The sequence below is a fragment of the Lentzea flava genome, from assembly GCF_014648475.1.
In the GTDB taxonomy this organism is placed as follows: Bacteria; Actinomycetota; Actinomycetes; order Mycobacteriales; family Pseudonocardiaceae; genus Lentzea; species Lentzea flava.
The window spans coordinates 20,831-39,964 of record NZ_BMRE01000002.1; the positions used below are offsets into that span (position 1 = coordinate 20,831).

Here is a 19,134-nt window from a genome sequence, read left to right on the forward strand (position 1 = left end):
GAGCGAACGCCGGTAAGCGAGGGTAGACCAGGAGATGACCGTGCACGGAATCGTGTTGGCCTGCGGAAACTCGCAGTTGCCAATGATCACTCAACGTGACGACGTCCACGTCGTCCCGTCCCGCCCCGGCAAGGACCACGTCGATCAACACCTGGACGCGGAACGGCTCATCGTCGTGGGTACCGACGCCGATCTCGCCGCCGTCGCACTGCGGTTGCTGCGCAAGGAAAAGCTCGCCTCGGTAGCGCTCGGTTACGTCCCGGTGGGCAACTCGCCCGTCGCCGCCCTCTGGGGCCTCTCGACCGACCCCACCCGCGCCCTCGACATCGCCCAGAACGGTGACGTAGATCCCGTCCCGTTCGTCCGCGACGACGTCGGCGGCGTGCTGATGGGCCTCGGCGTGCTGTCACCCGTCCGTGGCGTCGGTTACAGCGACGCGGACAACGTGCTGCGCGGCCAGGCCTCCCGGATCGAGTGCACCCCGGACCCGGACGGCGGCTTGGGCCTGGTCATCCGAATCATCAACAAACGCCTCATCGGCTCGCGGGTCCGCGAAAGCCGCCCCCGCGCCTTCCAGCTCGGCTGCCTCCCCACGACAGCCGTTCAGGACGGTCACAAGCACCCGCGCCCGGTCGACAAGTGGACCTGGTACCGCCACACCGAGGACCTGAGGCTGGTCCGAGGCGTCTAGCTCGGCGCTCGTCGTTCACTTGGGTGTCACCCAAAGGTATTGCCTAATTCCATACGGTCACTAAGGGTATGTCCCGATCACTTCCAACAAGGAAGGTCGGGAGAATGTCAAAAGTTAACCGAACCATCGGTGTTTCCGTTGCCGCCCTGGCACTCACCTTTGGTTTTGTTTCCCCTGCACTTGCGACACCCATCGGCATCCCCTCGCTCACCGACGCCAAAAGCCAGCTCGCGAGCCTGACGGTGCGCACGGAGGGCTCGATGACGGGCTATTCGCGGGACAAGTTCCCTCACTGGATCACCAAGGAGGGCACCTGCAACACCCGTGAGTACGTCCTCAAGCGGGACGGCACGAACGTCGTGACCGACTCCAGCTGCGCCGCCACCTCCGGCCGCTGGTACTCGCCCTACGACGGCGCGACCTGGACGGCGGCCTCGGACGTGGACATCGACCACATCGTGCCCCTGGCGGAAGCCTGGCGCTCCGGCGCCTCGTCCTGGACCCAGACCACCCGCCAGACCTTCGCCAACGACACGCAACACCCGCAGCTGATCGCCGTGACCGACAACGTCAACCAGGCCAAGGGCGACCAGGACCCGGCCTCCTGGAAACCGCCGCTGCGGTCCTACTGGTGCACTTACGCCAAGATGTGGGTACGTATCAAGGACGAGTACCACCTGACTGTGCAGTCCAGCGAGAAGGCGGCGTTGACGGAAATGCTCGGAACCTGCTGATGGCCACACTCTCCACGCTTTTCACGGCGGGCCCAGGCGGCGTGATGACCGACGAGGTAGGCGTCATCACGGGCGACCTGGAACTGTGCACCGAACTCTCCGAAGACGGAAAGCTCCGCGCACTGGTCCGCTACGAAGGCGCGGAGGAGTGGTACGCCATCACGGGCGGTTCGTGCGCCCTGGCCGATCCTCGCGATCACGAGCAGGTTCACCAACTCCTGCACGGTCTCCTGCATCGCCCGGAGGGCTGAGCGGCGGCAACGCCTCCATCGCCTCTCCACGACTCAACCCGGTCGCCTGCAACAGATCCACCGCGACACTCCGGATCTGCGCCAGCACGACCTTGGACGAAAACCCGTCCCCACCGAGACGCCGCGCGGTCAACAGCCGCGCGGCGTCCCGCACGGCCTCCCGCGTCTGCCGAGGCTCCCTGCCCTTCTCCAACTCACCCTTCAGGCAGTCCACGGCATCCGCGTAGTCCTTCAACACCTCCGGCACCCCGTCCGGAATCCGCTCGCCCGCCTTCAACGCCGCCATGCTCCTGCGAGCCAGCACCCGAGTGTTGCGAATCGCGTAGTCCACAGGCCCAGCCGCCGTGTGATACCTGCCGAGCTCGTCCTTGGACCGCCACCGGATGGGCGCGATCTTCGTGATCTCACTCCCGGTCTGCAACGCCGTCTTGAAGTCGTCGATCGTGCCCTGACTGGTCCGCAACTCCGCGAGCACCCCAGCAGCCTTGACCGCGTCCTTCTCCGCCAGCGCCTCGGCGAGGTTCCGCAACGCACTGCTGAGCGTGTTGGTGAGCGCCTTCAACTGCCGCTGAGCCACAGTGACCGGATTCGCAGGCAACAACGCCGCCACAGCCAGCCCCACCAGCCCACCGGTCAACGCGTCGATCATCCGGTCGAACCCGCCCCCGGCACTGGGCGGCAGCAACGTCGCCACCAGAACCGCACTGCTCCCGGCCTGCAACGCGATGACCGAGCCACCGTCCAACAACACGGCCGCCGACATCGCCAGCGCCACAACCAAGGCGATCTGCCAGGGCCCACTACCGATCCACCCGATCAGCGCGTCCCCGACCCCAACACCAACCGACACCCCGACCACGAGCTCACTGACCCGCCGCAACCGCTGCCCCAACGAAACCCCAAGGCAGACAACCGCGGCAATCGGCGCAAAGAACGGATGCTGGTGCCCAACAACAAGCGTCGCCACAACCCAGGCAAGCCCAGCGGACAGCGCAGTCTGCACGATCACCAACGCCGCCCCGCGCCACCGCGTCAGCGCACGCCCGACCGCTTCCCTGACCGCACCCACCACTCACCTCGTCCGCACTAGGCCTAGTGGTCGTCAGTCTTGGTCCAACGACCACCAGGCACAACCTGCGATGCCTCACACAGAGAGACCACAGATCTCCCGCGAGGGCGATGCCGAGCAGTCCTTGGCATACCCGGCTGGTGGGGTGGGTCCCGTCACGAGTCGTGCCTGATCGTTCGCCGCGCCCAACGCAACCGGCGTGCCATCAACCCGCTGAAGGCGCTGGTGGGTCTTTGATCAGATTGGCGGGGTCTGGGGCGGAGCCCCAGAAATCAACCGGCACATGACTACGGCACGCGCCCACCTACGGACACCCTCAGCTCAACCCAAGAGCAGCCGGCGCCTTGGGGTCAGAATCAGCCAGGAACTGAGAGCACCGCTCCCACTCCTCGTCCTCCCCGATCTCCCGAGCAGCCCGAGCCAACGCCGCAAGCGCCCGCAAAAACCCCTGGTTAGGCCGGTGATCCCAAGGCACAGGCCCAAACCCCTTCCACCCAGCCCGACGCAGCTGGTCGAGCCCACGGTGGTATCCAGTCCGCGCATACGCATAGGCAGCCACAGGATCCCCAGCGTGCAACGCGCGTTCAGCCAACAAGGCCCAAGCCTCGGAAAAGTCCGGATAGGCCCGCACGATCTTGGCCGGATCCGTACCACCGTCAGCAGCGGCCTGAGCCTCAGGACGGTCAGGAAGACGAGTCGGCTCGGGCCCGAGGAGGTTCTCAACCATGCGGCCCATCGTGCCGCACAACCCGGACCTACGAGATGAAGACCCGCATGACCGCGGCCACAACGGCCAGCAACAACGCGGCCACGAGCACCCCAGCGATGATCTTCTTGTTCATGGCCGAGCATGGTTCCGCGCTAGCCCGTCCAGATCAACGCCGTTCACCCGAACGTGCACACGAAATGGAAACATCAGGGTAAAACCAGGGTGAGTTCGGCTTCCTGGAGTCCGGACGAACGCTCATGATGTTCGGATGATTCAGGGGGTAAGGCAGTTCCGGGACCAGTACTGGGAGCGGGGCGCGCCGGGCAGGGAGACACCGGCAGCGCTCACCAGGCAGCTCTACCGGCTGTGGCTCGTCGGCCTGCTGCTCAAGCTGATCGGGTCCTCGTGGGACGTCTCGTGGCACTTCAAGTGGCTGCGCGACGACCTGGCACCGCCGCACCTGATCAACACGGTCGGCACGGTGATCGTGGTGGGCCTGACGTTGTTCCACACGTTCACGGGGTACGGCGCCGACAAGCTGACCGTCAGGCTGATGCAGATCGGGTGCGGGATCTTCCTCGTCGCCCTGCCGATCGACGTCATCAACCACCGGATCAACGGGCTCGACATCACGAGCTGGTCCGGGTCGCACGCGCTGCTCTACCTGGGCACGGCGGTCATGCTGGCCGGCGCGATCCGCGGGTGGATGAAGTACTTCCCCGAGGGCAACGGCAGGACGTTCGGGCTCGTCGCGCTGTGGTTCTTCTTCCTGGAGAACGTCTGGTTCCCCAACCAGCACCAGGAGTACGGCGTGCGCGCGTTGCAGGCCTGGGACAACGGCAGGCCCGAGGCCGAGCCGATCCTGCTGCAGTTCGCCGCCGATCAGCTCGGCGTTCCGATCGGACGCGAGGCGGTCGTGCACTTCGCGTTGCCGATCGCGGACTGGGTCTACCCGGTGTGGGGACTGGTCGCGGCGGCCGTCGTGCTGGTGATCGCGCGGCGCACGATCGACAAGCCGTTGGCGGCCACGGCCGTCGCGGGCGGTTACGTCGCCTATCGGTGCCTGATCTGGCCGTTGCTCGCGGGCATCGACTTCCCGAAGTCCGCGGTGCCGTTGTTCCTGATCCTCGTGGGCCTCGCGATCGACGCCGCGCACGTGGTCAAGATGCCCACACCCGCCGCCGCCGTGCTCGGATCGGCCGCCGTCACGACCGTCGGTTACGTCGGCATCTGGTTCCAGCAGGAGTACCTGTGGGGGCCGCCGATCTCGTTCTCCTCAGCGGCGGTCACGGCCGTCCTTCTGGCAATCCTCTGGACGGTCGGCGACATGGTGATCCACCGCCCGGAAGCCCAACTGCTGGCCTCCCGCCTCAAACTGAGCTGACAAACGATGAAGGGCTCCTTCATCCACCTCACGTGGATGAAGGAGCCCTTCATCGTCAAAGAGGGTCAGCCCGCGATCATGCGGCCCGACGACTTGAGGTGCTCGCACGCCTGGGCGATGCGGGCGGCCATGGCCTGCTCAGCGACCTTGAGGTAGCTGCGCGGGTCGTAGGTCTTCTTGTTGCCGACCTCGCCGTCGATCTTCAGCACACCGTCGTAGTTGGTGAACATGTGCGCCGCGATCGGGCGGGTGAAGGCGTACTGCGTGTCCGTGTCGATGTTCATCTTGATGACGCCGTACGACACGGCCTCGTGGATCTCCTCGAGCAGCGAGCCGGAGCCGCCGTGGAAGACGAGGTCGAACGGCTTCGAGCCGGCCGGCAGGCCGAGCTTCTCCGCCGCCACGTCCTGGCCCTGCTTGAGGATCTCCGGACGCAGCTTGACGTTGCCCGGCTTGTAGACGCCGTGCACGTTGCCGAACGTCGCGGCGAGCAGGTAGCGGCCCTTCTCACCGGCGCCGAGCGCGTCGACGGTCTTCAGGTAGTCCTCTGGCGTCGTGTAGAGCTTGTCGTTGATCTCGTTGTCGACGCCGTCCTCCTCGCCACCGACGACGCCGACCTCGATCTCGAGGACGATCTTCGCCTTGGCGGAGAGGTCGAGCAGCTCGCTCGCGATCTGGAGGTTCTCCTCCAGCGGCACGGCCGAGCCGTCCCACATGTGCGACTGGAAGAGCGGGTTGCCGCCGGAGTCCACCCGCTCCTGGCTGATCGCGATCAGCGGACGCACGTACCCGTCGAGCTTGTCCTTCGGGCAGTGGTCGGTGTGCAGCGCGATGTTCACCGGGTACTTCGCCGCGACGACGTGCGCGAACTCCGCGAGCGCCACAGCGCCGGTCACCATGTCCTTGACCTTGGTGCCCGAGGCGAACTCGGCACCACCGGTCGAGATCTGGATGATGCCGTCGCTCTCGGCTTCAGCGAATCCGCGCAGAGCCGCGTTGAGAGTCTCCGACGACGTGACGTTGATCGCGGGGTAGGCGAACTCGTTCGCCTTGGCCCGGTCCAGCATCTCCGCGTAGACCTCGGGGGTTGCGATGGGCATCGGTCGTCCTCCTCAGGTGCCCTGAACGCCGTGTCGACCGCATCCTACGAGGGTTGTCGCAGGACCAACGCGGCGGCCAATTCGGCGTAGTGCCTGCTCGGACGCTACCGGCCGGTACGGGCACACTGGATGACATGGCAACCGCCCGGTGGAACGACAAGATCATCGCTTCGAGCGACGACACGGTCGTCGTCGAAGGCAACCACTACTTCCCCCTCGAGTCCGTGGACGCGTCGGTGCTCAAGCCGTCCGACCACACCAGCTTCTGCCCGTGGAAGGGCACGGCCAACTACTACTCGTTGCAGGTCAACGGTGCCGAGAACGCCAACGCGGCCTGGTACTACGCCGAGCCGAAGGAGGCAGCGGCGCAGATCAAGGGCCGCGTGGCGTTCTGGAAGGGCGTCGAGATCACCCCTTGAGCCGCAGGGCCTCAGCCAGTTCGGCGTAGTGGCCGTTCAACGACTGGATCGCGACGTGGTCGGCACCCGCGTCGACGTGCGCACGCAGCTTCGCGGCCACCTGCTCGGGGCTGCCGTGCGCCACCAGTGCGTCGATGAGCCGGTCGGAGCCGGGCGCGGCGACCTCCTCCGCGCTGAAGCCCCACCGCTGCCAGCTGTTCGTGTAGTTGGTGAGCGAGAAGTAGTACGCCAGCTGCTCACGTGCGATCGCGCGGGCCGCCTCTGGATCCTCCTCGACGACCACCGTGACCTCGGGCGCGAGGATCTTGTCGCCGAGCACCTCGCGCGCCTGCGCGGTGTGCTCGACCGGCACCAGGTACGGGTGGGCACCTGCGGTGCGGTCGGCCGCGAGCTTCAGGACCTTCGGGCCGAGCGCGGCGAGCACCACCCTGTCGGCGGGCACGTCCAGCCGGTCCAGGTACGACACCAGCTTCGGGTACGGCTTCTCGTAGGCCTGGTCGATCTGCTTGTGGCCGACGCCGATGCCGAGCACGAGCCGGTCGCTGCCGATCCGGTGGAACGACCGGGAGACGTCCTCCGGCTCGGTCTGCCACACGTTGATGATGCCGGTCGCGATGGTCATCGACTTCGTCGCGCCGAGCAGCTGCTCCGGCAGCGCCAGGTCCGACTCTGGCGAGCTGCCGAGCCAGAACGTGCCGTAGCCGAGCGCCTCCAGCTCGGCGACCTCGTCAACCCGGTCCGCCCACTGGTGCCGCGATCCCCAGACTCCGAACTTCCCCAAATTCTCGCTCATGTCGTTCAGCAACACCGGCTACGTTCGGGTTATGCCGATCTTGAGCACAACCGATCTGAACGTGTCCCGCCTCTGCCTGGGCGGCAACGTGTTCGGCTGGACCGCCGACGAGGACCAGTCGTTCGCCGTGCTCGACGCCTATGCCGCGGCGGGCGGCAACTTCATCGACACCGCCGACGTGTACTCGGCCTGGGCGGAGGGCAACTCCGGCGGCGAGTCGGAGACGATCATCGGCAAGTGGCTGGCCAAGCGCACCGACCGCGACCAGATCGTGGTGGCGACGAAGGTCGGCATGCTCGCCGGGTTCGACAACCAGAAGCGCGACACGATCCTGACCAGCGCCGAGCGCTCGTTGAAGCGGCTCGGCGTCGACCACATCGATCTCTACTACAACCACCGCGACGACCCGAACACGCCGCTCGAGGAGACGCTGGCCGCCTACGACCAGCTCGTCCGCGACGGCAAGGTCCGCTACGTCGCCGCGTCGAACTTCAGCGCCGAACGGCTGGCGCGGGCGCTGGAGATCCAGGAACGCGAGGGCTTCGCGAAGTTCGTCGCGTTGCAGCCCGAGTACAACCTGGTGAGCCGCGAGAAGTTCGAGGGCGACGTGCGGGACGTCGTCGCGAAGAACGGCCTCGCGACCGTCCCGTACTACGGGCTGGCCAGGGGCTTCCTCACCGGCAAGTACCGGCCAGGGGTCGAGGTGCACAGCCCGCGGGCGGGTGCGGCCTCGAAGCACCTCGACGAGCACGGCCTGCAGGTGCTGGAGGTGCTCGACGAGCTGGCCGAGACGCACCGGACCACGGTGGCCGCCGTGGCTCTCGCGTGGCTCGCCCAGCAGCCCACGGTGGCCGCGCCGATCGCGTCCGCCAGGACGTTGGAGCAGCTCAGCGACCTCACGCCGGTCCTCGAGCTCGAACTCACCCAGGCCGAGGTGGACCGCCTGAGTGCAATTTAACTTGCCAGTAGCTTACTGGGAGTAGGTTGCGTTACCGTGACGGCATGGACGTCACGGGCAAGGTGGTACTGATCACCGGCGCGGCCAGGGGCATCGGCGCCGAGGTGGCGAGGCAACTGGCCGCGCGCGGGGCTCGTCTCGCGCTCGTCGGGCTCGAGAAGGCCCAGCTCGAAGAGGTGGCCCGGCAGACGGGCGGCAAGGCGTGGGAAGCCGATGTCACGGACTGGGACGCGCTCGAAACCGCGTTCCAGGAAGCCGCCGAGCACTTCGGCGGCATCGACGTCGTCATCGCGAACGCGGGCATCGCGGCCACCGGGTTCGTGCGCTCGATGGACCCGAAGGCCTTCGAACGGGTCGTCGAGGTCAATCTGCTCGGTGTGTGGCGCACGGTCCGCACGGCGCTGCCGCACCTGATCCGCAGCCGCGGCTACTGCCTGGTCGTGTCGTCGCTGGCGGCGATCGTGCACATCCCCGGCAACGCGGCCTACTCGGCGGCCAAGGCGGGCTGTGAAGCGTTTGCGGACAGCCTGCGGGCCGAGGTCAGGCACCTGGGCGTGGACGTCGGCACCGCGTACTTCTCGTGGATCGCCACGGACATGGTCAACAGCGCCGACGAGCACCCGGTGTTCGGCAAGCTCCGCAAGGGCATGCCCGGTCTGGCCGGCAAGAAGTACCCCGTCCGCAACGTCGGGAAGGCCGTCGTGCGGGGCGTCGAGAAACGTGCGAAGGCGGTCCACGTCCCCGGCTGGGTGGGCGCGCTGAAGTACTTCCGCGCGTTCACGCCGATGGTCGTGGACCGCCAGGCGGTCGAAGAGGTGGCCGACGCCGACCGGCAGATGGCCGCGAGCGACACGTCAGGCCTGGTCGGGCCGGGCGGTCAAGCAGCTAGTCGTTGAGCCACAACCCGAGCACGGGGGTCCACTCGCGGATCTTCCACTCGGTGATGACGTTCGCGGGCGTGTACGGGTCGGCGGCGATGAACTCCTTCAACGCCGGCTCGTCCGCCGCCTCGTAGATGATCAACGCGCCGGTGTCGTCCGCGTACGGACCGGCGCCGAGGACCACGCCCTTCTCGACGAGAGAGGCGATGTACTCGCGGTGTGCCGGGCGAACCGAGAGACGCTTCTCGGTCTCGGGACCGAACACCAATTCGACTGCAAAGCGGGCCATGCGACCACCGTAGCGACGGTGACCGGTACCGTCCTACCTTGTGGTTGGCGACGAAACCCCGCGCAGCGTGCAGGACACCCTGACCAACCTGCGAATCAAGGACGGCGTCGCAGGACCTCCCACGGGGCCTCTGACGCTCGAAGACCTGTACAAGCAGCACCGCATGCGCCTCATCCGGCTCGCGCTGCTGCTGGTGGACGAGCCCGCGACGGCAGAGGACGTGGTGCAGGAGGCCTTCACGGGCCTGCACCGCAACTGGAAGGGTCTGCGCGACGCCCAGGCGGCCGTGGGCTACCTCCGCACGGCCGTGGTCAACGGCTCGCGGAGCGTGCTGCGCCGGCGCAAGACCGCTCGTGACTACACCCCGCCGCACGTGGCGAACGCGCGGTCGGCCGAGTCGCTCGCGATGCTGACCGCCGAGCACCAGGCCGTGGTCAAGGCCCTGCAGCAGCTGCCGCCGCGCCAGCGCGAGGTCCTCGTGCTGCGCTATTACGGCGACCTGTCGGAGGCCGAGATCGCCGAGGCGACCGGCATCTCGAAGGGCACCGTGAAGTCGACGGCGTCTCGTGCCCTGGACGCACTCCAGAAGATCATGGCGGGCTGACAAAACGCCGTTTTGCCCGGTGAGGGCGGTTCCGGTGCGCGGGAACACGCCCCCAATCCGGTACTTGGTATAGACCAATAGGGCTTCGATGCCGCAGGATCAGTCCCCGTGGCACGCAGACACGTGGTCGCCGTCGACATCGGCGGCACCGAAACCAAGGCGGCGCTGGTCACCGGTACCTCGCGGGAGGTGGCGGCGCAGAAGCACGCCCGCCGCGCAACTCCCGGCGAGCTGGAGCCGCTCCTCGCCGTGATCGCCGAGCTCGTCGACGAGCTCAGGCACGCCTCTGAGCACGAGATCGACGCCGTGGGGATCGTGGCGCCCGGGATCGTGGACGAGGCCAACGGTGTCGGCGTGTACACGACCAACCTGCCGTGGAGCCGGTTCCCGTTCAGCACCGTCATGACGGAACGGCTGGGCGTCCCCGTCGCATTCGGGCACGACGTCCGCGCCGCCGGGCTCGCCGAGTGCCGCATGGGTGCCGCGCAGGACCTGCGCAACGCGGTGATCATGCCCATCGGCACCGGGATCGCCGGCGCGCTGCTGCTCGACGGCAAGATCTTCAGCGGCGACGGCTACGCGGGAGAGATCGGACATGTGAACGTCGGCCACGGCGTGCCCTGCGCGTGTGGCCAGATCGGCTGCGTGGAGACAGTGGCGTCCTCCGCGGCGATCGCCCGCCGGTACACCGCGCGTACCGGCACCCCCGTCAACGGTGCCGCCGAAGTCGCACGCAGGGTGGCCGGCGGGGAGCAGGACGCAGTCGCCGTGTGGCACGAGGCCGTGGACGCGCTCGCCAGGGGGATCCTGGTGTTGGCGACGCTGCTCGGCCCGGAAGCCGTCGTGCTCGGTGGCGGGCTCGCACTCGCAGGAGACCTGCTGGTGGAGCCGTTGCGGGACAGGCTGGACGGGCTGATCGCCTTCCAGCGCCGACCGGAGCTGCGGCTCGCGGCGCTCGGCGACGAGGCGGGCTTCCTCGGCGCGGCGCTGCTGGCCATCGACATGCTGGAGGCGTCATGAGCACGTGGGGTGGACCTGTCGACGTGACCCTGACCAATGGTCGGGTCGTCACGCCGGACAGGGTGCTCGAGAACGGGTGGGTGAGCGTCAGGGACGGCCGGATCGCCGCTGTCGGCGAGGGTGCCGCACCGGACGGCCCGACGACCGACGCCGGTGGCGGCACGATCGTGCCCGGCTTCGTCGACATCCACTGCCACGGCGGCGGTGGTGACGCGTTCACCAGCAGCGATCCGGCCAAGGTGCGCAGGGCCGCCGCGGCCCACCGCAAGCACGGCACGACGACGATGCTCGCCTCGCTGGTGTCACGTCCCGTCCCCGAGCTGGCCGACCAGGTCTCCGCGCTGGCCGAGCTGGTCCAGGAGGGCGTGGTCGCGGGCGTGCACCTCGAAGGCCCGTTCCTGTCCGCCGCGCGGTGCGGTGCGCATGACCCGGCCATCCTCTGCCCGCCGGAGCAGACCGCGGTGACGAAGCTGCTGGACGCGGGCAAGGGCACGGTCCGGATGATCACCATCGCGCCCGAGCTGGAGGGCGCCGTCAGCGCCGTGCGCCAGCTGGTGGACTCGGGCATCATCGCCGCCATCGGCCACACCGACGCGACCGAGGCGCAGGTCCGCCCGGCCGTCGACGCCGGTGCCACCGTGGCGACGCACCTGTTCAACGGCATGCGCCCGCTGCACCACCGCGAGCCCGGCCCGATCGGCGCGCTGCTGGACGACGAACGCGTCACCGTCGAGCTCATCTGCGACCTCGTGCACCTGCACCCGACCGCCGTCCGGCTGGCCGCGCGCCACGCCGGTCTCAAGCGGACGGTCCTCATCACCGACGCCATCGCGGCCGCCGGTGTCGGCGACGGCGTGTACGACATCGGCGGGCTGGAGGTCCGCGTCGTCGACGGCGTTCCGACGCTCGCCGGTGGCGTGTCGCTCGCGGGCAGCACGCTGACGATGGACATGGCGTTCCGCAACGCCGTCAACTCCTGCGGGCTGTCGCTCGTGGAGGCCGCGTACGCCACCGCGACCCGCGGCGCCGAGCTGCTCGGCCTCGACACCGGCAAGCTGCAGCCCGGATGTGCGGCCGACCTCGTCGTGCTGGATGCAGAATTGAAGCCGAGGGACGTGATGGTCAGGGGCGAGTGGGTCAAGGACTAGGTGGATGGCGGACGATCCGGAACGGCTGGTGACCGACGCCTTGCGAGCGCAGGCGACCAGCACGAATGCCGGATTTGCCGTACCTGTCCCGGTTCGTGAAGACCGCCCGGCACCCATGTCCGCGTGGCTGGTGCTGGGCCTCGCGCTGCTGTTGGGCCTGGCAGCGGGCACGGTGGCCGCAGTGATCACGCTCAGCTGACCTGTACCGTTGTGCCCGTGACGATTGCATTGGGCCCTGACTGGCTGGATCCCGAAAAACTGCTGACGATGCTCGGCCCGTGGATGCTCGTCGGGCTTTGCTTGATCGTCTTCGCCGAGTGCGGGCTGCTCGTCGGGTTCTTCCTGCCTGGCGACTCGCTGCTGTTCACGGCGGGTCTCTTCGTCGCGGCAGGGCACATCTCGACGCCGCTCTGGCTCGTCTGCATCCTGCTGACGGTGTGTGCCTTCATCGGCAACGTCGTCGGGTACTACATCGGCCGCAAAGCCGGTCCGGCGCTGTTCAACAAGCCGGAGTCGAAGATCTTCAAGAAGGAGTACGTCGACAAGACGCAGGAGTTCTTCGACAAGTACGGCCCGCGCGCCATCGTCCTCGCGCGGTTCGTGCCGATCGTCCGCACGTTCATCACCGCGATGGCGGGTGTCGGGCGCATGGACCCCAAGAAGTACTTCACCTACTCCGCGATCGGCGGTGTGGCGTGGGCGGCGGGTCTGACCGTGCTGGGCTACTTCCTCGGCCAGGTCGAGTTCATCCGCAAGAACCTCGAGATCACGCTGATCGGCATCGTGCTCCTGTCGGTCGTGCCGATCATCTTCGAGGTGATCAAGGCGCGCCGGGAGAAGAAGTCGCTCCTGCAGGAGGAGGCGGACGACATCACCCAGGTCATGGACGCCCAGCTCCACCAGGACGACGCGACGCAGGTCATCCCGCGCGTCGAGCGCTGACGCACTGAGGCCCGTCACCCGGCGGGCCTTTTTGCCGGCGCGATTTGAATACAGTGCTGTACTGTATTTGTATGGTTACTATCGCGGGGGCGGGTCCGACCGGCTTGGCGCTGGCGTGCGGACTCCGGCAGTTCGGGGTGGATGTGCGGATCGTGGACGCGGCTTCGGGCCCGGCCACGACGTCGCGGGCGCTGGGGGTGCAGCCGCGAGGCGCCGAGGTGCTGGCACGACTGGGGGCGCTGGGCGACCTGCCGGACAAGGCGGTCCGGCTGCGGTCGTTGCGGCTCAACGGCCAAGTGGCGCTGAACATGGAGTACCTGCGCGACTCCGGCCAGCTGATCTTGTCGCAGGCCTGGGTGGAGGAACGGCTGCGCGACCGGCTGGCCGCGCTGGGCGTGCAGATCGAGTGGAACACGCCGATCTCGTCCGTGTCGGACTGGGACTGGCTGGTCGGCTGCGACGGCGCGCACTCCGCCGTGCGGAAGATGGCGGGGATCGCCTTCGACGGCGAGTCGGTGATGGAGAACTTCCTGCTGCGGGACGTTCACGCGGACTGGGACCTCGACCGCGAGTCGATCCACCTGTTCGTCGACGGGTCGGCGATCACGAGCGTCTTCCCGTTGCCCGGCGGCATCTGGCGGGTGATGTCACCGAACGGCGAGCGGTGGACACCGGGGCCGATCGAGCAGGTGGAGTGGGAGTCGACGTTCCGCATCCACCGGCGGCAGGCGGCGACCTACCGGCGAGGGAACGTGCTGCTGGCGGGCGACGCCGCGCACATCCACAGCCCGCTGGGCGGGCAGGGCATGAACACCGGGCTCGGCGACGCCGACAACCTCGCCTGGAAGCTCGCCCTGGTGGTGCAGGGCAGGGCCTCCGAAGCGCTGCTCGACACCTACGAAGCCGAACGTCGTCCTGTCGGGGCACGAGTGCTCGCGTCGACCACGCCGGCGACCCGGCTGGTGATGGGGCCCGGCGTGGTGAGCCGGACCGTGCGGGACCGGGTGTTGTGGCCCGTGCTGAACCTCCCTGCGGTGCAACGGCGGCTCGTGCGGTTCACCTCGCAGCTCGACGTGAAGTACTCGGGGCCGCTGGCGGCCGGACGCCGCGGCGGTGAGCGGGTGCCCGCGTTCACGCGAGTCGGCAGGTGGGTGCTCGCGGGGCCGTCGACGTGCCTGGAGGTGGCCCGCGAACGACTGGGGGACGTCGTGCACCATGAACGTGCCGGCGAGACGCTGCTGGTGCGACCGGACGGGCACCTGGCGTGGCGCGGCCCGTCGAACCAGGAAAGGCTTGCCGCGTGGCTGAACGAAGTGCTGGGCGTCCCCGCGACCCCGAGGCGGACAACGCGATCCTGAGCGCGGCTTTCGAGCTGTTCCTGGAACGCGGCCTCGACGGCACGTCGATCGAGCAGGTGGCCCGTCGCGCGGGCGTGACCCGTGCGACGGTCTACCGCCGGTTCGCCACGAAGGAGGACCTGCTGTTCAACGTGATCGAGCTGCCGCGCGAGGTGGCGGCGCTCGACCCGGAGCGGATGCTCGTCGCACCGCCGGAGGAGACGATCAAGGGCTGGGCCGCGCTGATGTCGACACCCACGTCGGTCCAGCTGCTGCGCCGGATCGTGGGCGCGTCGGCGGACAACTTCGAGCTGATGAAGCGGTACTGGGAGCTGTTCATCGCACCCCGCCGGGCCGCGTTGAAAAAGCTGCTGCGTCCCGGATTTCCGCCCGGTACCGATCTCGACATCGTGCTGGACATGGTCGGAGGTGCGCTTTTCTACCACTCGCTGACCAACCCCGAGCAGAGCACGGCGGCGGAGCTGGAGACGTATCTGAAGTCGCTGTTGCGGCACGCCGGCTACCACCCCTAGGTTGCTTTGGTCTAAACCACTAGCGGTGGAGGCCGGGATGTCGTTGCTCCGCAAGGGACTGGCGGTCGCGCTGGCCGCGCTTTCCGTCTCACTTGGCGTCGTTGCGGCGGATGCGGCGCCACGCAAGGTCGTCGGCGCCTACTACGGCAACTGGTACAGCGACTCGAAGCCGATCTCGTCGATCCCCTCCGACACGCCGATCACGCACCTGTTCTACGCGTTCGCGCTGATCGAGAACGGCAAGTGCGTGATGCCGGCGCCGACCGCGGCCAAGGACTTCGCCGACATCCGTTCGCTCAAGCAGCGCAAGCCGTCGTTGAAGGCCCTGATCTCGCTGGGCGGCTGGGGTGCGGGAGGTTTCTCCGACGCCGCGCTGACCGCAGCATCGCGCAGGACCCTCGTTCAGTCCTGTGTGGACCTCTTCTTCCGCGACGGCACGTTCGACGGTCTCGACCTCGACTGGGAGTTCCCTGTCTACGGCGGTCCTGCGGAGATCAGGGACCGGCCGGAGGACAAGCGCAACATGACGCTCCTGACCCGCGACTTCCGCAAGGCGCTCGGATCGCGCAGGCTCGTCACGGCCGCGCTGCCCACCGGCCGCCTGCAGACCGACGGCCCGTACGACCCGGCGAAGTCGTTCGAGCTCCGCGAGCTGGCGCAGATCATGGACTTCATCAACGTCATGACCTACGACATGGGCACCGGTTTCTCGCCCGTGGCAACGTTCAACGCGCCGTTCCGCGAGGTCTCCAACGACCCGATGCCGCCGGCCGACCGCAAGTGGAACAACGTCGTCGGCGCCATCAACTACTACGAACGGCACGGCGTCTCCCCGCGCAAGATGGTGCTCGGCGTCCCGTTCTACGGCCGCGGTTTCAACGTGCAGACCGAAGGCCCGCAGCACGGCCTCTACCAGGCCTACGACAGCGCGTTCTGGGTCGACGGCTACGAGGAGGCGCTGAAGCTGAAGGCAACTCCCGGCTGGAAGGAGTACTGGCACCCGGTCGCGCGGTCGCCGTGGCTGTACAACGCGGCCGAGAAGAAGTTCGTCTCCTACGAGAACCCGCGGTCGATCGGCCTCCGCGCGGACTTCGCCCGCTCCCGCGGCCTGCTCGGCACGTTCATGTGGGAGCTCGGGCACGACGACGCCCAGCACTCGCTGCTGAAGGCGATGTCGCGCTGAGCCATGCACCACCAGGCAGAAGACCGCATCGCACTGCTGCGCCGGGCATTGACCAGCCGGACGGCGTGGCAGGTGGCGACAGCGCTGAAGTACGTCGCCGACACCTTGGAGCCCGAACACCGCGCCGTGCTCGTGCCCGAGCTCGTGGAGCTGAGCTCCAGCCCGCTCTGGGCACAGGAAGCACGTGCGGTGCTTGAGGATTTGAGTCTGACGTAACGTCAAGGTGTTGGTTGAACGGCATGACTGACACCACTCGACGTGAAGTGCTGGGCTGGCTGGCCGGGCTCGGTGCGGCAGCGGGCATGGGCCTGCTCGCACCGGGCCGGGCCAGTGCCTCCGTGGGCGTCACCGCGCTGCGAGGCGTCACTCTCGTCGACTCCTCACGCGTCTACCCCAACGCCACCATCGTGCTGGCGGACGACAAGATTCTCGCCGTCGGCTCGCACGACCTGCCGTTGCCGCGCGGCTCCACAGTGCTCGATCTGCCGGGCAAGTTCGTCATCCCGGGGCTGTGGGACATGCACGTGCACGGCGCGTTCCTGCACCGCATCACGTTGCCGCTGTGCCTGGTCAACGGCGTGACGGGCATCCGCGAGATGTGGGGTTTCCCGCCGCTCTACGAGCTGCGCGCCCGCATCGAACGGGGCGAGGTCTTCGGCCCGCGACTCGTCGTGGGCAGCTCGATCATCGACGGCCCGCACTCGACGCTGCCCGGCGCCCTGATCGTCGCCACGCCGGACGAGGGACGCCAGGCCGTGCGTGACGCCAAGACCCAGGGTGCCGACTTCGTCAAGGTGTACTCGTACCTGGACCGGCCGACGCTCGCGGCGATCGCGGACGAGTGTGCACGGCAGGACATCACGTTCGCCGGCCACTGCTCGAACCACGTCGCTCTCGGCGACGCGAGCTCGTTGGGACAGAAGACCTTCGAGCACATGTACGGCCTGCCGCTCGCGACGAGCTCCAGGGAAACCGAGCTGCGCCAACGGATCGCGGACCTGCCGCTCGACCCGGCTGACCCGTTCGCGTGGTTCAAGCAGGTGCTGGAGTTCGAACGCGAGGCCGCGTCGTCGCACAGCCGCGGCAAAGCCGTGCAGCTCGCCAGGCTGTTGCGGCGCAACGGGTCCGCGCTGTGCCCGACCATGGTCGCGATGCGGGTGTACGCGAGCCCCGCCGACCGGTTCGAGAACGACCCGCGGATGAAGTACATGCCGGCCTTCTACCGGGACCTCTGGCGGGACGGCCTGAAGCGGTGGGTTCCGGTCACCCCGCAGGAGATCCGGCAACAGGCCGAGTTCTTCCGGCGCCGTGCGGACCAGGTCGCCGAGATGCACGAGCTCGGCGTGGAGGTGCTGGTCGGCACGGACGCGGGCAACCCGTACGTGTTCTCCGGCTTCTCGGTGCACGACGAGCTGGAGCTGCTGGTCGAGGCGGGCCTGTCACCGCACGCCGCGCTGAAGGCGGGCACGCGCGGCACCCGGCTCACGCCCGGCGGGGAGGCAGACCTCGTCGTGCTGGACGGCAACCCGCTCAAGGACATCCGCAACACGCAACGGATCCACGCCGTGCTGACCCGCGGCCGGGTGCTCGGATCGGCGGAACGGCAGCAGATGCTCGCGGACGTGGAGAAGGCGGCTCAGGAGCCGATCGGCGCTGTCCAGGCGCAGTGCTGCTGAGGCCGCGGGCTGGTCAGAGGCTGAACATCGAGCCGGGGTTGAACAGGTTCTCCGGGTCCAGCGCGCGCTTGATGTCGCGGTGGACCCGGAGGCCGACCGGCCCGATCTCCTTCGCCAGCCACTCGCGCTTGATCTTGCCGATGCCGTGCTCACCGGTGACCGTGCCGCCCAGCGCGAGCCCGACCGCGAGGATGTCGTCGAACGCCTTCTGGGCGCGGGCGAACTCGTCCTCGGAGGTCGAGTCGTAGACGATCGTCGGGTGCATGTTGCCGTCGCCCGCGTGGCCGACGACGGCGATCTTGAGGCCGACCTCCTTCGAGATGTCCTCGCAGCCCTGGATCAGCTCGGCGATGCGGGTGCGCGGGACGCACACGTCGTCGGTCAGCCAGGAGCCGTAGACCTCCAGGGCGGTCAGCACGGCCCGGCGCGCGGTCAGCAGGTCGCGGCCCTCGTTGATGTCGTGCGTCGCGTAGACGAGGTCGGCCTCGGAGCAGATGGCCTCGATCTGCTGCAGTTCGTGCCGGGCCTGCTCACCGCCCGCGTCGGACTGGCAGATCAACAGAGCCGCGCAGCCGGGGCCAGCGCCCAGCTCGGTCTTCAGGTACCGCTCCACGGCCTCGATCGAGGTGCGGTCCATGATCTCCATCAGCGACGGCACCAGGCCCTCGCGGACGATCCGGCTGACCGCGGCACCGGCGGTGGTGGTGCTGCTGAACGCGGCGACCAGGGTCGCGGGAGCCTGCGGCAGGGGCTTCAGGGCGAGCGTGGCCTTGGTGATCACGCCCAGGGTGCCCTCGGAGCCGATGAAGAGCTTGGTCAGGTCGTAGCCCGCGACGCCCTTGACCGTGCGGCGGCCGGTCCTGAGCACCTCGCCGTCGGCCAGGACCACCTCCAGGCCGAGCACGGAGTCGGTGGTCACGCCGTACTTCACGCAGCACAGGCCACCCGCGTTGGTGGAGAGGTTGCCGCCGATCGTGCACCAGTCGTAGCTGCTCGGGTCCGGCGGGTAGAACAGGCCGTTCTTCTCGACGGCCCCGCGCAGGTCGAGGTTGATCACGCCCGGCTCGACCACGGCGAGGCGGTTGTCGGCGTCGATCTCGACGATGGCGTCCATCTTGGTCGTGACCAGGACGACGCAGCCGTCGACGGCGTTCGCGGCACCGGAGAGGCCGCTGCCCGCGCCGCGGGGGACAATGGGGACCTGGTGGCGCGCGCAGGCCCGCACCACCGCTTGGACCTGCTCGGTGTTCAGGGGGAACACCACCGCCATCGGGCTGCCGTACGGTGCCAGCGGCATCATGTCCCGCTGGTAGCCGGCGGTGACGTCGGCATCGGTGAGCACGCCGGAGTCACCCAGTGCAGCGCGGAGTTCGTCGAGCAAGGTCTCCATACGCCCCACGCTAGTCCGATTCG

22 protein-coding genes are annotated in these 19,134 nt (G+C 68.3%); 16 read left to right on the plus strand and 6 right to left on the minus strand.

Annotated features, from left to right (window positions below; all coding sequences use genetic code 11):
• The first annotated feature begins 82 nt into the window (after positions 1–82).
• Together IEZ09_RS04235 and IEZ09_RS04240 are read left to right on the plus strand one after the other, a co-directional pair.
• Positions 83–691 carry a hypothetical protein gene (locus IEZ09_RS04235; protein ID WP_189252241.1) on the plus strand — a complete coding sequence of 203 codons (609 nt, stop codon included), beginning with the start codon at positions 83–85 and terminating at the stop codon, positions 689–691.
• 104 nt (positions 692–795) lie between these two features.
• Positions 796–1,425, plus strand: a complete 630-nt coding sequence (locus IEZ09_RS04240; RefSeq protein ID WP_189252649.1) for an HNH endonuclease family protein — start codon at positions 796–798, stop codon at positions 1,423–1,425.
• Between the two features lie 159 nt (positions 1,426–1,584).
• On the opposite strand, the gene IEZ09_RS04245 is transcribed toward IEZ09_RS04240, so the two are convergent.
• Together IEZ09_RS04245 and IEZ09_RS04250 are read right to left on the minus strand one after the other, a co-directional pair.
• Positions 1,585–2,748 carry an FUSC family protein gene (locus tag IEZ09_RS04245; RefSeq protein WP_308202365.1) on the minus strand — a complete coding sequence of 388 codons (1,164 nt, stop codon included), beginning with the start codon at positions 2,746–2,748 and terminating at the stop codon, positions 1,585–1,587.
• A gap of 313 nt (positions 2,749–3,061) precedes the next feature.
• Positions 3,062–3,472 (minus strand): DUF3151 domain-containing protein, encoded by a 411-nt coding sequence (locus tag IEZ09_RS04250; RefSeq protein ID WP_189252243.1) that lies wholly within the window; start codon positions 3,470–3,472, stop codon positions 3,062–3,064.
• A 250-nt stretch (positions 3,473–3,722) separates the two neighbouring features.
• Between IEZ09_RS04250 and IEZ09_RS04255 the strand changes: the two genes are divergently transcribed.
• Positions 3,723–4,838: a hypothetical protein gene (locus IEZ09_RS04255; RefSeq protein ID WP_189252244.1), complete on the plus strand. Its 1,116-nt coding sequence runs from the start codon at positions 3,723–3,725 to the stop codon at positions 4,836–4,838.
• A 65-nt stretch (positions 4,839–4,903) separates the two neighbouring features.
• On the opposite strand, the gene fbaA is transcribed toward IEZ09_RS04255, so the two are convergent.
• The gene (gene fbaA / locus IEZ09_RS04260) at positions 4,904–5,938 is read right to left on the minus strand and encodes a class II fructose-bisphosphate aldolase (RefSeq protein WP_189252245.1); all 1,035 of its coding nucleotides are present in this window, start codon (positions 5,936–5,938) and stop codon (positions 4,904–4,906) included.
• Between the two features lie 134 nt (positions 5,939–6,072).
• Here fbaA and IEZ09_RS04265 point away from each other — a divergent pair, with 134 nt between their 5' ends.
• Positions 6,073–6,357 carry a DUF427 domain-containing protein gene (locus tag IEZ09_RS04265; protein ID WP_189252246.1) on the plus strand — a complete coding sequence of 95 codons (285 nt, stop codon included), beginning with the start codon at positions 6,073–6,075 and terminating at the stop codon, positions 6,355–6,357.
• On the opposite strand, the gene IEZ09_RS04270 is transcribed toward IEZ09_RS04265, so the two are convergent.
• Positions 6,347–7,150 (minus strand): LLM class F420-dependent oxidoreductase, encoded by an 804-nt coding sequence (locus IEZ09_RS04270; protein ID WP_189252247.1) that lies wholly within the window; start codon positions 7,148–7,150, stop codon positions 6,347–6,349. The genes IEZ09_RS04265 and IEZ09_RS04270 overlap by 11 nt on opposite strands.
• Positions 7,151–7,181: 31 nt before the next feature.
• Between IEZ09_RS04270 and IEZ09_RS04275 the strand changes: the two genes are divergently transcribed.
• Together IEZ09_RS04275 and IEZ09_RS04280 are read left to right on the plus strand one after the other, a co-directional pair.
• Complete coding sequence (locus IEZ09_RS04275; RefSeq protein ID WP_189252248.1) at positions 7,182–8,108, plus strand: aldo/keto reductase; 927 nt, start codon at positions 7,182–7,184, stop codon at positions 8,106–8,108.
• 44 nt (positions 8,109–8,152) lie between these two features.
• On the plus strand, positions 8,153–9,004 hold the full coding sequence (locus tag IEZ09_RS04280) for an SDR family oxidoreductase (RefSeq protein ID WP_189252249.1): 852 nt from the start codon (positions 8,153–8,155) through the stop codon (positions 9,002–9,004).
• Here IEZ09_RS04280 and IEZ09_RS04285 read toward each other — a convergent pair.
• Positions 8,994–9,278 (minus strand): YciI family protein, encoded by a 285-nt coding sequence (locus IEZ09_RS04285; protein WP_189252250.1) that lies wholly within the window; start codon positions 9,276–9,278, stop codon positions 8,994–8,996. The two genes, IEZ09_RS04280 and IEZ09_RS04285, sit on opposite strands and share 11 nt — an antisense overlap.
• Before the next feature lie 40 nt (positions 9,279–9,318).
• Here IEZ09_RS04285 and IEZ09_RS04290 point away from each other — a divergent pair, with 40 nt between their 5' ends.
• From IEZ09_RS04290 to IEZ09_RS04335, 10 genes are all read left to right on the plus strand, one after another.
• Positions 9,319–9,882, plus strand: coding sequence for a SigE family RNA polymerase sigma factor (locus tag IEZ09_RS04290; protein ID WP_189252251.1), 564 nt, complete (start codon positions 9,319–9,321; stop codon positions 9,880–9,882).
• A 108-nt stretch (positions 9,883–9,990) separates the two neighbouring features.
• A complete protein-coding gene (locus IEZ09_RS04295) occupies positions 9,991–10,902 on the plus strand; it encodes an ROK family protein (RefSeq protein ID WP_229812239.1) in 912 nt (303 codons plus the stop codon).
• Positions 10,899–12,050 carry an N-acetylglucosamine-6-phosphate deacetylase gene (gene nagA / locus IEZ09_RS04300; RefSeq protein WP_189252252.1) on the plus strand — a complete coding sequence of 384 codons (1,152 nt, stop codon included), beginning with the start codon at positions 10,899–10,901 and terminating at the stop codon, positions 12,048–12,050. The genes IEZ09_RS04295 and nagA overlap by 4 nt, the downstream gene beginning before the upstream one ends.
• Positions 12,051–12,054: 4 nt before the next feature.
• The gene (locus tag IEZ09_RS04305) at positions 12,055–12,249 is read left to right on the plus strand and encodes a hypothetical protein (RefSeq protein WP_189252253.1); all 195 of its coding nucleotides are present in this window, start codon (positions 12,055–12,057) and stop codon (positions 12,247–12,249) included.
• A gap of 68 nt (positions 12,250–12,317) precedes the next feature.
• Positions 12,318–12,992: a DedA family protein gene (locus tag IEZ09_RS04310; RefSeq protein WP_189252651.1), complete on the plus strand. Its 675-nt coding sequence runs from the start codon at positions 12,318–12,320 to the stop codon at positions 12,990–12,992.
• A gap of 71 nt (positions 12,993–13,063) precedes the next feature.
• Positions 13,064–14,350 (plus strand): FAD-dependent oxidoreductase, encoded by a 1,287-nt coding sequence (locus tag IEZ09_RS04315; protein WP_189252254.1) that lies wholly within the window; start codon positions 13,064–13,066, stop codon positions 14,348–14,350.
• Complete coding sequence (locus tag IEZ09_RS47390) at positions 14,293–14,862, plus strand: TetR/AcrR family transcriptional regulator (protein WP_189252255.1); 570 nt, start codon at positions 14,293–14,295, stop codon at positions 14,860–14,862. The genes IEZ09_RS04315 and IEZ09_RS47390 overlap by 58 nt, the downstream gene beginning before the upstream one ends.
• A gap of 37 nt (positions 14,863–14,899) precedes the next feature.
• Positions 14,900–16,045, plus strand: a complete 1,146-nt coding sequence (locus tag IEZ09_RS04325; protein ID WP_189252256.1) for a glycoside hydrolase family 18 protein — start codon at positions 14,900–14,902, stop codon at positions 16,043–16,045.
• Positions 16,046–16,048: 3 nt separating this feature from the next.
• Complete coding sequence (locus tag IEZ09_RS04330; protein WP_189252257.1) at positions 16,049–16,261, plus strand: hypothetical protein; 213 nt, start codon at positions 16,049–16,051, stop codon at positions 16,259–16,261.
• A gap of 23 nt (positions 16,262–16,284) precedes the next feature.
• Positions 16,285–17,721 carry an amidohydrolase family protein gene (locus IEZ09_RS04335; protein ID WP_189252258.1) on the plus strand — a complete coding sequence of 479 codons (1,437 nt, stop codon included), beginning with the start codon at positions 16,285–16,287 and terminating at the stop codon, positions 17,719–17,721.
• Positions 17,722–17,734: 13 nt separating this feature from the next.
• Here the strand turns inward: IEZ09_RS04335 and IEZ09_RS04340 are convergent, their stop codons facing one another.
• The gene (locus tag IEZ09_RS04340; protein ID WP_189252259.1) at positions 17,735–19,111 is read right to left on the minus strand and encodes an FAD-binding oxidoreductase; all 1,377 of its coding nucleotides are present in this window, start codon (positions 19,109–19,111) and stop codon (positions 17,735–17,737) included.
• Between the last annotated feature and the right edge of the window lie 23 nt (positions 19,112–19,134).

What these genes read in the sequence shown, in the direction of transcription:
- IEZ09_RS04335 (WP_189252258.1), top strand. Translation starts at nt 16,285, where the DNA reads ATGACTGACACCACTCGACGTGAAGTGCTGGGCTGGCTGGCCGGGCTC.
- IEZ09_RS04250 (WP_189252243.1), bottom strand. Translation starts at nt 3,472, where the DNA reads ATGGTTGAGAACCTCCTCGGGCCCGAGCCGACTCGTCTTCCTGACCGT.
- IEZ09_RS04280 (WP_189252249.1), top strand. Translation starts at nt 8,153, where the DNA reads ATGGACGTCACGGGCAAGGTGGTACTGATCACCGGCGCGGCCAGGGGC.
- IEZ09_RS04270 (WP_189252247.1), bottom strand. Translation starts at nt 7,150, where the DNA reads ATGAGCGAGAATTTGGGGAAGTTCGGAGTCTGGGGATCGCGGCACCAG.
- IEZ09_RS04285 (WP_189252250.1), bottom strand. Translation starts at nt 9,278, where the DNA reads ATGGCCCGCTTTGCAGTCGAATTGGTGTTCGGTCCCGAGACCGAGAAG.
- IEZ09_RS04275 (WP_189252248.1), top strand. Translation starts at nt 7,182, where the DNA reads ATGCCGATCTTGAGCACAACCGATCTGAACGTGTCCCGCCTCTGCCTG.
- nagA (WP_189252252.1), top strand. Translation starts at nt 10,899, where the DNA reads ATGAGCACGTGGGGTGGACCTGTCGACGTGACCCTGACCAATGGTCGG.
- IEZ09_RS04240 (WP_189252649.1), top strand. Translation starts at nt 796, where the DNA reads ATGTCAAAAGTTAACCGAACCATCGGTGTTTCCGTTGCCGCCCTGGCA.
- IEZ09_RS04255 (WP_189252244.1), top strand. Translation starts at nt 3,723, where the DNA reads ATGATTCAGGGGGTAAGGCAGTTCCGGGACCAGTACTGGGAGCGGGGC.
- IEZ09_RS04305 (WP_189252253.1), top strand. Translation starts at nt 12,055, where the DNA reads ATGGCGGACGATCCGGAACGGCTGGTGACCGACGCCTTGCGAGCGCAG.
- fbaA (WP_189252245.1), bottom strand. Translation starts at nt 5,938, where the DNA reads ATGCCCATCGCAACCCCCGAGGTCTACGCGGAGATGCTGGACCGGGCC.
- IEZ09_RS04330 (WP_189252257.1), top strand. Translation starts at nt 16,049, where the DNA reads ATGCACCACCAGGCAGAAGACCGCATCGCACTGCTGCGCCGGGCATTG.
- IEZ09_RS04235 (WP_189252241.1), top strand. Translation starts at nt 83, where the DNA reads ATGATCACTCAACGTGACGACGTCCACGTCGTCCCGTCCCGCCCCGGC.
- IEZ09_RS04325 (WP_189252256.1), top strand. Translation starts at nt 14,900, where the DNA reads ATGTCGTTGCTCCGCAAGGGACTGGCGGTCGCGCTGGCCGCGCTTTCC.
- IEZ09_RS04315 (WP_189252254.1), top strand. Translation starts at nt 13,064, where the DNA reads ATGGTTACTATCGCGGGGGCGGGTCCGACCGGCTTGGCGCTGGCGTGC.
- IEZ09_RS04340 (WP_189252259.1), bottom strand. Translation starts at nt 19,111, where the DNA reads ATGGAGACCTTGCTCGACGAACTCCGCGCTGCACTGGGTGACTCCGGC.
- IEZ09_RS04310 (WP_189252651.1), top strand. Translation starts at nt 12,318, where the DNA reads ATGCTCGGCCCGTGGATGCTCGTCGGGCTTTGCTTGATCGTCTTCGCC.
- IEZ09_RS04265 (WP_189252246.1), top strand. Translation starts at nt 6,073, where the DNA reads ATGGCAACCGCCCGGTGGAACGACAAGATCATCGCTTCGAGCGACGAC.